Source organism: Roseibium sp. QJM3NY_11 (genome assembly GCF_056173175.1).
Window position 1 is genome coordinate 632,812 of record NZ_CM149660.1, and the last position, 11,378, is coordinate 644,189.

Here is an 11,378-nt window from a genome sequence, read left to right on the forward strand (position 1 = left end):
CATGGCTTCGCGCAATTGCCGTATTTTTAAGCGCCCCATTCGGCTGTTGAAATTTTGCATACATTTTAATCACTGCCGCGATTGGTGGCTATTTTTTGAGCTGATTTTTTGCCTGAAAAGCCATCAGTTTCCGAGTGCCCCGGATCAGGATGCGGTCAGATCCAGGCCTTGAATCCGCATGTTTCCGCGACTTCTCCAGAAGAAATATCGAGTTGGCACGGTCCTTGATAGGAAAGGGGCGAAACCGGCCCGGAGCCACGACGCGTGGTGAAGCCGAAGACCTGAAGGGATCCTTCCAGAGGGGGACGCAATCAGGCGCGATGTCCGGGGTGGTAGGCCGAGCTTCTTCGACGGGAAGGGGCACAAGCAAGGGGAATGGAACGAGCAATGAAAATCGTGATGGCCATCATCAAGCCGTTCAAGCTCGACGAAGTGCGTGATGCCCTGACGGGCATCGGCATCCAGGGGCTGACGGTGACAGAAGTGAAGGGCTATGGCCGACAGAAGGGGCATACCGAAATCTATCGCGGCACCGAATACGCCGTCAGCTTCCTGCCGAAGCTGAAGATTGAGGTCGCCGTGGACGCCGCCTCCGTCGACAAGGTCGTCGAAGTGATCTCGGGCGCCGCCAAGACCGGTCAGATCGGAGACGGCAAGATCTTCGTTTATTCGATCGATCAGGTCGTGCGCATCCGTACCGGCGAAACCGACGCCGAAGCTCTTTGATTTAGGTAAGGAAACGTATCATGAAAAAACTTGTCGCTAAGGGCGCGACGTCGCTGGCCTTGCTGAGTCTCTCGGCATTGCCGGTGCTTGCCCAGGACACCGAGGTCGCCGTAGTCGTTCCGGCCGTGTCCCCCGAGGTCGCCTATATTCTCAATACGCTGCTGTTCCTGATCGGTGGCTTCCTGGTCATGTGGATGGCCGCCGGCTTTGCCATGCTGGAAGCCGGCCTTGTCCGCTCCAAGAACGTGTCGATGCAGTGCCTGAAGAACATCTCGCTGTATTCCATCGCGGGTCTGATGTTCTGGATCACCGGTTACAGCCTGATGTATACCGGCGTTGACGGCGGCTATATGGGCTCCTTCGGTCCGTATTCCTTCGACGCGGTCGGCGGCGACGCCCTCGACACCGGCTATTCCACGGCTTCCGACTGGTTCTTCCAGATGGTGTTCTGCGCAACCACGGCGTCGATCGTCTCCGGCACGCTGGCCGAGCGCATCAAGCTGTGGCCGTTCCTGATCTTCACGGTCGTTCTGACCGGCTTCATCTATCCGATCGCCGGTTCGTGGCAGTGGGGTGCCGGCTGGCTCTCCGAAATGGGCTTCTCCGACTTCGCCGGTTCGACGCTGGTGCACTCCGTCGGTGGCTGGGCCGCTCTTGCCGGTGCCATCATCCTCGGTGCGCGTAAAGGCAAATACGGCGCGGACGGTTCGGTTCATCCGTTCCCGGGTTCCTCCATGCCGCTGGCAACTCTCGGTACGTTCATCCTGTGGCTCGGCTGGTTCGGCTTCAACGGTGCGTCCCAGCTCGCCATGGGCACCATCGGTGACGTCTCCGACATCTCCCGGATCTTCGCCAACACCAACATGGCTGCTGCGGCCGGTGTTGTTGCTGCGGTGATCCTGACCCAGGTGCTCTACAAGAAGGTCGACGTGACCATGGCCCTCAACGGTGCCCTGGCCGGTCTGGTGTCCATCACCGCCGAGCCGCTGGCTCCGAGTGTCTGGCAGGCCGTGTTCATCGGTGCCATCGGTGGTGTGATCGTGGTCTTCACCGTGCCGCTTCTGGACAAGCTGAAAATCGACGACGTGGTCGGCGCCATCCCGGTTCACCTGCTCGCAGGTATCTGGGGCACCCTGATCGTGCCGCTGTCCAACAGCGATGCATCCTGGGGCACCCAGATCGTCGGTATCGTGGCCTATGGCGTGTTCACGCTGGTTGCTTCGGCCATCGTCTGGATGATCCTGAAGGTCACCATGGGTATCCGGGTCTCGGAAGAGGAAGAAGCTCTCGGTCTCGACAAGGTCGAGGTCGGCGTGGAAGCCTACCCGGAATTCGGAACCGGTTCCCAGCGTCTCTGAAACGAGACACTGCGATAAAAATCTCCCAGGCGGTCTATTGGCTCAGACCGCAAACTTGGAAAGCCCGGGGTTCGCCCCGGGCTCTTTTTTATGTCCGGGCGGACAAGTCAGTTCTGCCTAAATAATAAACTTATGAGCACGGAGTGGGCAGGTTTCCGAGAGTTGTGTGCAAGTGAGGTTCCGTCGCCGCCCAGATAATTGGCGGATTTCTGCGTATTTTTTAATCTTCTGCCTGATTGGCATGCTGTTTGTATAGGTAGCGGTTCAAAACGCACAAGCAAATGGCAATTTGCCTATCGGGGGGTCAGAAATGAATGATACCGGAGTTGGAGGGGACGTCTTTTTCGTTCTCGTCGGGGCTATACTCGTGTTCGCCATGCATGGCGGCTTCGCTTTTCTCGAAGTCGGCACGGTGCGGCAGAAAAATCAGGTCAACGCGCTGGTGAAGATCCTTGTCGACTTCGCCCTGTCGACGGTGACCTATTTCTTTGTCGGCTATGCCGTTGCCTATGGCACGACCTTTCTCGTCAACGCGGCAGCCCTGTCCGGCGGCGGGGACGGGTTCGAGCTTCAGGGCCTGACGCTGGTGAAGTTCTTTTTTCTGACCACGTTTGCCGCCGCCATTCCGGCGATTATCTCCGGCGGCATCGCCGAGCGGATGAAATTCTGGCCGCAGTGCCTTGCGACCGTCGCGCTCGTGGGCATTGTCTATCCTCTTTTCGAAGGGCTTATCTGGAACGGCAATTTCGGTTTCCAGAGCTGGCTCGAAACAAGTTTTGGCGCACCGTTCCACGACTTCGCCGGTTCGGTGGTGGTCCATGCCGTCGGCGGCTGGATCGCCCTTGCGGCCGTCCTGCTTCTGGGCGCCCGCATCGGCCGCTACGACCGCAACGGAAATCCGGTCGGCATTCCGCCATCTTCGCTGCCCTGGCTTGCCATGGGGTCGTGGATGCTGTGCGTCGGCTGGTTCGGCTTCAACGTGATGACCGCCGGGTCGCTGGAAGGCGCATCGGGTCTTGTCGCGATCAATTCGCTGATGGCCATGGCCGGCGGGATCCTGGTTGCGCTTCTTGTCGGCAGGAACGATCCGGGTTTCGTTCACAATGGTGCGCTTGCGGGTCTGGTCGCCGTGTGTGCCGGGTCGGACGTCATGCATCCGGTCGGCAGTCTCGTTGTCGGCGGGGTTGCCGGAGCGGTGTTCGTTATCGGCTTCGGCTACTGTCAGAACAGGTTGAAAATCGACGATGTGCTCGGTGTCTGGCCATTGCACGGCATCTGCGGGGCCTGGGGCGGGATCGCGGCCGGTTTCTTCGGCCTTGAAGCCTTCGGCGGTCTTGGCGGCGTGTCGCCGATGTCGCAACTGATCGGCACCGCGCTGGGCATTCTCTACGCAAGCGCCGCGGGCTTCGCGGTCTACGGGCTCCTGAAGACGACCATGGGCCTGCGGTTGACCCCGGAAGAGGAGCATCTGGGCGCGGACCTGGCGATCCACAAGATCAGCGCCAATCCGGAGCATGATCTGGGCCGGTAGGATTTCAGGCGGAGCCGGGACGGCCGTTGTTGCGGCGGTCCCGGCTCATGAAGCCGGGAGCAGGAACCGGCTAGGCGTTGCGCGTTTCAGGCCGTTTCGCGTTTCAGGCCACGGGGCTGCCGTCGCGCAGCAGGGCCGCCAGGTTGTCATGGCTGTCGACAACACGATGGGCGCCGGCTGCGCTCAGTTGATCAGCATGACCGTCATGGCTGTGACCGCCGCCGACGAAACCCCAGACCGACATGCCTGCCGCCAGCCCCGCCTTGACGCCATTGGCGCTGTCTTCAATGACCAGTGTTCGTGCGGGGGGCACGCCGAGCCTGGCTGCCGCGAACAGGAACAGGTCCGGTGCCGGCTTGCCGTTTTCAACCTGTTCTCCGGAATAGATATGCGGATCGAAATAGGCAAACAGACCCGTGTGCCGGAGCTTGTGGATCAGGCGGTGCAGACGGGAGGACGAGGCGACCGCACGCGGACCCTTGTGGGCGTCCAGAAGCTGCTTGATGCCGTCGATTTCCGACAGTTCCCGGTTGATGCGTTCCATGGTGGCCGCGTCCAGCTCCGTGCTGAAGGTCGCCGGCAGGGGCCCCTTGCCGAGAGCCTGGTGGTCCCGGTCGAGAGCGGCCCAGTAGTCCGTGCTGCCGAGGCCCTGGAACCGCTGCATGTAGGTGTCCAGCTCGTAGTGGAGACCGATGCCGGCCAGATATTCCCGCTCCACATCGACATAGATCTTTTCCGAATCGACCAGAACGCCGTCGCAGTCAAACAGGATCGCCTCAAATGTCATGTGTGCCCTCGTTGATGGAACTCTAGTGCGAGCCGTCATACAGTCCTTTAACAACCTGTCTTTGAAACAAGATGACAAGCAGGGCCGGAGGCAGGACCGCGAAGATCGCGAGCATCGCTCCCCGCAGGCTGCTGGTGCCCAGATACTGCATGCCCCTGACCAGGGTGTAGGTGTTTTCATCCGACGTGACCATCACCGGCCACAGGTACTGGTTCCAGCCATTGACGAACAGGACGAGGAACAGCGCCGCCGCGGTCGGCAGGCTGAGCGGCAGCAGGATGTCCTTGAAGAACTTCAAGGGTCCCGCGCCGTCCAGACGGGCCGATTCCAGCAGAGCGTCCGGCACGGTCAGCAGAAACTGGCGGAAAAACAGGGTGCCGAGACCGGAGGCGGCAAGCGGCAGGATGAGGCCCGTGCGCGTGTTCACGAGATCCAGATCCGCGACAACGGCATAGGTCGCCAGAAACCGGGCTTCCAGCGGCAGCATCAACGTCAGCAGCAGCAGTGAAAAGATCAGGGATGCGAAGCGGACCCTGAAGTAGATCAGGGCGAAGGCGGTCAGGAGCGACAGCGCGACCTTCAACCCGGCAAAGCCGGCCCCGAGCAGGAAGGAATTCCACACCATCGACACCACCGTGATGTCGCCGGAGAACCCGGCGCTGGTTGTCAGCAGAGCCTGGTAGTTGTCAAGGGCGGCGCTGCCGAGGTCCAGGCGCGGGCGCAGCCGTTCACCGGCGCCGTGGGTGGTTGCGGCGAACAGCGAATAGAGCGGCAGCACCATGAAAACCGTGCCGCAGGCAAGAATGCCATGGTCGATCAGACGGGCCTGCCATCGTGTTCTCAAGGCCATCTGCGGGGTATCCTGAATTCGGTGGCTGATCGTACGGACGGCGGTCTTCATAACACGACAATGCCGGAATGCTTGGCCTTGTGTTCCGGTTCGACATGAATGGTGACGCGCGCACCCGGCACGTCCTCTGCGATCGCCGCCTCGATGCGGTCGCAGATGTCGTGGGCGGCTTCGACGGCCATGTCTCCGGGAACCACCAGATGAAAGTCGATGAAGGTGGATCTGCCGGCTGTCCTGGTTCTGAGATCATGGGCCTCGAGCGCCCCCTGGCCATGTTCGGATATCAGCAGCCGGATCTTGTCGAGCACTTCACCGGAAGCGGCCTCGTCCATGAGACCGCCGACCGATTCCTTCACAAGGCCCCAGCCGGACCACAGGACGGTCAGGCCGACCAGAACCGCCAGCACCGAATCCAGCACCTTCCAGCCGGTCAGCATCACCAGAACAACGCCGGCCAGCACGCCGACCGAACTGATGACATCCGTCACGAGATGCTTGCCGTCAGCGACAAGCGCGGGAGATCGCGCGGATCTGCCGTAGTGGATCAGATAATTCGCCCAGGCGCCGTTGATCATGGCCGCAACGATGTTCAATCCGATGCCCATGGGAGAAAAGTGGGGACTGTCGCCCTGGGTGAAGCCGATCCAGGCCGCGCGGAAAATTGTCAGGGCCGCGAGCACGATCATGACGCCGATCAGAACCGCGGCGAAATACTCGGCCTTGTCATGTCCGTAGGGATGATTGCTGTCCGCGGGTTTCGCGGCGAACCAGACGGCGGCGAGCGTGGCGAACGCGGATGCGATGTTGACCGTGGTTTCGAGCGCATCCGAGTAAAGGGCGATCGAGTCCGTCAGCAGGTAGGCAGCGGTTTTCAGTGCGAGCACCACGAGGCCGACAACAATGCTCAGGAATGCAATCTGAAGCCTTCGACGTAGGTTCATGCCAGTCCCCCGGGTCGACAGGAATTGTCGATCAGCCTTGCCGATCAGCCTTCCGGACGGGTGTGTGGAAAGCAGCGGACACCGCCGGCCCTGAAAGACGGTTCACGCCTGACCCCGGGGGGCAGACAGTCCGTGTATCGGGCCTGGCGGGGCAAGGGGTAGCAGTTTTTTCGCGGCTGACAACCTGTTCAACGGGATGGATCGCTCTTTTCCCGGTTGAATTGACTTTCGGTCACACACCCGGCGCCGGTCAGAAACCGCCGCGCCAGTCCATCACGGCCGCGCCGACGATGGCGCCGGGTCCGTCCTGATCTTCCACCTGCACGAGGATCGCGCAGCGGGCGTCGCCTTTCAGCATCAGCTTCGATTTCGGCATGCGGAATGTTTCCTCGCCGCCGGACCACATTCCGATCGGCTGCAGGTTCTGCACCACGTTGACATAGCGGATCTTGCGACCCGCGTTCTCGCCGCGGCCGATATCGACCATGGCTTCCTCCGAGATGCGCAGGAAATAGATGGTCGCCATCTTTCTGCCTTCGGGCAGGGTGCCGTCGACGGTCGCCTGCACCACCATGTCGGAAATGTTCAGGTCGACCGTGGCGGTAAAGGGCTGTGCACGCGCCAGTGCCGCAAGGACGTTGCTTTCCCGGCTGCCGACCACGTGCTCGTCGCCGTTGATCACCATTTGCGGGGTGTAGACCGAGCGATCGCCGCGCCGGGCCGCATAGGCACGCTGGCGCTGCGAATGGACCGGACTTGCAAGTGTGTCCTTCCAGCCGAGATAGTCCCAGTAGTCGACGGGCATGAGGACCGTCAGGACCGACTTGTCCTCTGAAACAAGCCGCTCCGCGAGCCGGTCGGCCGGTGGACAGGACGAACAGCCCTGGCTGGTGAACAGCTCGATGACCTTTTCCGGTTGCGCGCGCGCTTCCTCCCAGGGGGTCGCGATCGCGGCTATTGCGGCAAAGACGACCAGCCCTGTTCGGCAAGCACGCGCGGCTTTCCGGGACAACATTCGCACCATTGGCTCTTTCCTATTCCGATTGCTTCCAAAATAGGCAATCAATCAGTCAATCGCGAGTCACGAGCCGGTGACCGTCCGTGCCGGGGGGTAAATCGCGGGAATGTGAGAATTGCGGATGAGGGAGAGGTCCCGGCCGCCACCGGTTCAGTTCTCAGCCAGCACCTTTTTCAGTTCCGGCAGGAAGGTGTCCCGATAGGATCCAGGATTGAGCGGGCCGATATATTTGAAACGGATCATGCCTTTCGCATCGACGATGAAGGTTTCCGGGACCCCGTAGACCCCCCAGTCGATCGCTGTCCGTCCGGCCGCATCCGCGCCGATCCGGTCATAGGGATTTCCCAGGCTGCCGAGAAACCGCCGGGCGTTTTCCGGCTTGTCCTTGTAGTTGATGCCGATCAACTGGACGCCGCCGACCCGGGCAAGATCCTCAAGCAGGGGATGCTCCTGCCGGCAGGGAACGCACCAGGAGGCGAACACGTTGACGACCGAGACCTTGCCGACGAGATCGGCCGCTGAGAAACCGGGAACCTGGGAGCCATCGGCGGTCAGGCCCTCGACGGGCGGCAGGGCGACATCGGGCGCGGGTTTGTCGATCAGCGCGGACGGAATATCCTGAGGATTGCCGCCGAGCATGAGCTGAAACAGGAACAGTCCCGCAAGGGCCGCGAAAACGACAAGCGGCAACAGGACGAGGACCGGAAAACCGCGTTTCCCGGCGCGAGGCTCCTCGCCTCCATCCGAGCCGGCACCGGTCTGCGGAGCTGTCATGATGCGGTGTGTTCCTTGGTTTGGGGACGGGCGCGGGATATGCCCCTGGCCGCGAGGTCCTTCAGGGCCCGCTCCTGAAGGACCTTGTCGATGCGCACCCAGGCGATCAGGCCGAGCACGGTCGCAAGGCACAGGCCGTAGGAGGCGAGGATGAAGCCGGAATGGGGTCCGAGATCCATGACTTTACTCCGCTGGCTGGGTGGCGTTGGCCACCGTTCCGGGCTGCGCCGCACCGGCCGCGCGCAGGCGCAGGGAACGCACCCGGCGCCGCAAAATTTCGTTGCGCATGGCCATGAGATGCAGCACGAAAAACAGCAGCGTGAAGGCGATGGCCATGACGAGCAGCGGCCACAGGATGTCGGGATGAATGGTCGGCCCGCCGGCGCGCATGACGCTGGCCGGCTGATGCAGCGTGTTCCACCAGTCCACGGAGAACTTGATGATCGGCAGGTTCAGGGCCCCCACAAGGGTCAGGATCGCAGCGGCCTTGCCGGCCCGGATCGGATCTTCCATGGTGCGCCAGAGGGTCATCAGACCGAGATACATGATCAGCAGCACGAGCACGGAGGTCAGCCGGGCGTCCCAGACCCAGTAGGTGCCCCACATGGGTTTGCCCCAGAGCGAACCGGTGACCAGGGCCATGAAGGTGAAGGCGGCGCCGATCGGGGCGGCGCATTTGGCCGATACGTCCGCCAGCGGGTGTTTCCAGACCAGCGTGCCGAGCGAGGACAGGGCCATGATGGAGTAGCACATCATGGCAAGCCAGGCGGCGGGCACATGGATATACATGATCCGCACCGTGTCGCCCTGCTGATAGTCTTCCGGGGCCACGAAGAAGCTCATGTAGAGACCGGCGGCGAACGCGATGACGCACAGGCCGGTGAGCCATGGCAGGACCACCTGGACCAGTCTCAGGAAACGCGTCGGATTTGCATAGTCCCAGATACTCATGGAACCGTTCTAATCTAGTGCGTTGCCCGCTTCAATGGACAAGACTGCCGCAGGCCCGCTTGGCGGGTGCCTATTTTGTCAGTCGGCCGCGAACCGGAGCGCAGCCGCCGAAGCGACCGGTCCGATGACGGCGGAGATCAGCGAGAGAGCGCACAGGATCAGGAAGGGCGTCAGGAACGGCACCGGATCGTGGATCGCGGCATCGGCTGCGCTGACGCCGAAGATCAGCACCGGGATCGCCAGCGGCACCACCAGCACGGCCAGCAGAAGCCCGCCCCGGCGCAGGGAAACGGTCAGCGAAGCGCCGATGGCGCCGATCAGCGTGAGGGCCGGTGTGCCCGCCAGCAGCGTCACGGTGACGGCGCCCATCGCAGCCGGTTCGAGATTGAGAAAGATCGCCAGCATCGGTGCCGCGATGACGAGCGGCAACCCTGTCGCCACCCAATGGGCGAGGCACTTGATCAGGACGACCAGCTCCAGCGGCCGGCCCGCCATCAGCATGAGATCCAGCGTGCCATCGTCCCGGTCGGCCTGAAACAGCCGGTCGAGCCCCAGAAGCGTGGCAAGCAAGGCGCCGATCCACAGGATCGCGGGGCCGATGCGCGACAGGAGGTTGAGATCCGGACCGACACCGAAGGGAATGACGGTGACGACGGCCAGGAAGAACAGCACGCCGACCATTGCGCTGCCGCCGACGCGGACGGACAGGCGCAGGTCGCGCTTGAAGAGAGTCAGTGCCCAGGAGCTCATGAAAACGCATCCCCGATCGTCTGCGTGGCCGCGTCCGAGGCCTGCAGGTTCAGTGTCTGCGTCGAAGTGAGGGCCAGATCTGTATGGGTTGCCGTGATGATCATGCCTCCGGAGGCGAGATGCGCGTTCATGAGGCCGAGAAGCTGTTTCTCCGAGGCCGTGTCCAGCGCCGAGGTCGGTTCGTCCATCAGCCAGACCGGGCGTGCGGTGACCAGCAGGCGCGCCATCGCAAGGCGGCGGGTCTGTCCGGCGGACAGGAAGCCCGCGGGCAGATCGCAGGTGTGCGCGATGCCCAGGGTGTCGAGCGCCTGGCGGGGGAGGATCTCTGCGCCCTCGTAATCCGGGGTTTGGACGGCGTTGGTGAAACTCATCCAGAATTCGAGGTTTTCGAGCACCGACAGGGCGGGCTTGACCGCGTTCTGGTGTCCGAAATAATGAGCGTGCTCGAATGTGGCCCTGTCCTCTTCGCCGCCATCAAGCCGCAAAGTCCCGCCTGCAAGGGGTACAAGACCGGCCAGGGTCCTCAGCAGCGACGACTTGCCGATGCCGTTGGCGCCGGTCACGACCAGGGCGCTGCCGCTCTCAAGGTGAAACGAGATATCCTGGAACACCCGGCGTCCGCCGCGGTCGATGGTCAGGTTTTCGGCTATCAGCTTCAGGGCATTTGCTCCGGCGGAGTGGGATTTCCTGTCTTGTTAGAGGGCCGGGCCGTTCGGACGCAAGGAAAAATCCCGAAGCTCAAACGTGCCCGAGGCAAATGAGAGGCAATTGAAAAGGGGGACGATGAAGCGGAGCGCGGCCGCAGGGCACCGCGCTCCGGTTGCCGGTCAGTCGAAGACGGAGGCGATCTGATCGACGCTGACGCCTTCCTTGATCTCGCGCAAGCGGGCGTAGATCAGGGCAACGATGATGCTCAGGAAGCCGACGCCGATGGTCGAGATTGCGGCAAACAGGAGCACCGCAATGACCATGCCGGCGGTGCCGGTGATCGCGATCAGGCCAACGATGAACATGGCGACAACGTTGATGAGCATGGCGCAGATCAGCGCCAGGATGAGGGCGCCGAGGATCGGCCAGCGGTATTCCTTGGTGAGCGCCCGGCTGCGGCCCATGCCACCGAATCCCGCCCGCTCGATGACGATCACCGGAGCGATGACCGAAAACACCGCATAGATCCACAGGCCCGGAACGATCAGCAGCATCATGCCGATACCGACCAGGATGGTCACGACGATCGAGATGATCGCGAGCGGGACGACGGCGCTCAGGGCGGGGCCGACATACCGGCCGACCTGAACAGGCCGCGCCAGTTTCGCGTCATAGGCGAGCTGAACCAGAAGGGCGGTGGTGATTGAATAGACCACCATGTTGATGACGAATGACAGGATCATGGCGACCACCTCGCCGGAGCTGTCGAATGCCTGTGTTTCCACCCCGAGGGCGACACCGAATCCCGACAGCATGCCGGAGATCAGCAAACCGATCAGGGTCGGTACGAAACCGATGATGACGACCTTGAGGAAATTTCCGAAAAGGATCGAAAAGCTTTCGCTGATGATCGAGCCGACGCCGAGCGCGGCTTTGGGTTGTTGGGTGGTTGCGTCTGTCATTGAATATGCTCCATGTCATTCAAAATAAAGTCAAAAAGCGAATTTGAATTCCAAATTTCAAGTGTCCGCCAAGGCGGAATTT

Annotated in this window: 13 protein-coding genes; 3 read left to right on the forward strand and 10 right to left on the reverse strand. The window is 62.0% G+C overall.

Going from position 1 to position 11,378, the window contains the following annotated elements; translation table 11 throughout:
* The first annotated feature begins 387 nt into the window (after positions 1 to 387).
* The 3 genes from AC0VX3_RS02930 (at position 388) to AC0VX3_RS02940 (ending at position 3,615) form a co-directional block, all read left to right on the forward strand.
* Positions 388 to 726: a P-II family nitrogen regulator gene (locus AC0VX3_RS02930; RefSeq protein ID WP_342893577.1), complete on the forward strand. Its 339-nt coding sequence runs from the start codon at positions 388 to 390 to the stop codon at positions 724 to 726.
* Between the two features lie 20 nt (positions 727 to 746).
* Positions 747 to 2,084, forward strand: a complete 1,338-nt coding sequence (locus AC0VX3_RS02935; protein WP_342893578.1) for an ammonium transporter — start codon at positions 747 to 749, stop codon at positions 2,082 to 2,084.
* A gap of 310 nt (positions 2,085 to 2,394) precedes the next feature.
* On the forward strand, positions 2,395 to 3,615 hold the full coding sequence (locus AC0VX3_RS02940; protein ID WP_475523463.1) for an ammonium transporter: 1,221 nt from the start codon (positions 2,395 to 2,397) through the stop codon (positions 3,613 to 3,615).
* Positions 3,616 to 3,718: 103 nt separating this feature from the next.
* Here AC0VX3_RS02940 and AC0VX3_RS02945 read toward each other — a convergent pair whose 3' ends face one another.
* The 10 genes from AC0VX3_RS02945 to AC0VX3_RS02990 form a co-directional block, all read right to left on the reverse strand.
* Positions 3,719 to 4,402, reverse strand: coding sequence for an HAD family hydrolase (locus AC0VX3_RS02945; RefSeq protein ID WP_475523464.1), 684 nt, complete (start codon positions 4,400 to 4,402; stop codon positions 3,719 to 3,721).
* A gap of 22 nt (positions 4,403 to 4,424) precedes the next feature.
* Positions 4,425 to 5,252 (reverse strand): carbohydrate ABC transporter permease, encoded by an 828-nt coding sequence (locus tag AC0VX3_RS02950; protein WP_475523465.1) that lies wholly within the window; start codon positions 5,250 to 5,252, stop codon positions 4,425 to 4,427.
* A gap of 47 nt (positions 5,253 to 5,299) precedes the next feature.
* Positions 5,300 to 6,193: a cation diffusion facilitator family transporter gene (locus tag AC0VX3_RS02955; RefSeq protein WP_342893582.1), complete on the reverse strand. Its 894-nt coding sequence runs from the start codon at positions 6,191 to 6,193 to the stop codon at positions 5,300 to 5,302.
* A 250-nt stretch (positions 6,194 to 6,443) separates the two neighbouring features.
* Positions 6,444 to 7,217: a DUF1223 domain-containing protein gene (locus tag AC0VX3_RS02960; RefSeq protein WP_475523466.1), complete on the reverse strand. Its 774-nt coding sequence runs from the start codon at positions 7,215 to 7,217 to the stop codon at positions 6,444 to 6,446.
* Between the two features lie 144 nt (positions 7,218 to 7,361).
* On the reverse strand, positions 7,362 to 7,985 hold the full coding sequence (locus tag AC0VX3_RS02965; protein ID WP_475523467.1) for a DsbE family thiol:disulfide interchange protein: 624 nt from the start codon (positions 7,983 to 7,985) through the stop codon (positions 7,362 to 7,364).
* On the reverse strand, positions 7,982 to 8,164 hold the full coding sequence (gene ccmD, locus AC0VX3_RS02970; protein WP_475523468.1) for a heme exporter protein CcmD: 183 nt from the start codon (positions 8,162 to 8,164) through the stop codon (positions 7,982 to 7,984). The genes AC0VX3_RS02965 and ccmD overlap by 4 nt, the downstream gene beginning before the upstream one ends.
* A gap of 4 nt (positions 8,165 to 8,168) precedes the next feature.
* Positions 8,169 to 8,936, reverse strand: coding sequence for a heme ABC transporter permease (locus AC0VX3_RS02975; RefSeq protein WP_342893586.1), 768 nt, complete (start codon positions 8,934 to 8,936; stop codon positions 8,169 to 8,171).
* Positions 8,937 to 9,014: 78 nt separating this feature from the next.
* On the reverse strand, positions 9,015 to 9,686 hold the full coding sequence (gene ccmB, locus AC0VX3_RS02980; protein WP_475523469.1) for a heme exporter protein CcmB: 672 nt from the start codon (positions 9,684 to 9,686) through the stop codon (positions 9,015 to 9,017).
* Positions 9,683 to 10,297, reverse strand: a complete 615-nt coding sequence (ccmA, locus tag AC0VX3_RS02985; RefSeq protein ID WP_475523470.1) for a heme ABC exporter ATP-binding protein CcmA — start codon at positions 10,295 to 10,297, stop codon at positions 9,683 to 9,685. Before ccmA ends, ccmB begins: the two co-directional genes overlap by 4 nt.
* Positions 10,298 to 10,513: 216 nt before the next feature.
* The gene (locus AC0VX3_RS02990; protein WP_475523471.1) at positions 10,514 to 11,296 is read right to left on the reverse strand and encodes a hypothetical protein; all 783 of its coding nucleotides are present in this window, start codon (positions 11,294 to 11,296) and stop codon (positions 10,514 to 10,516) included.
* Positions 11,297 to 11,378: the final 82 nt, after the last annotated feature.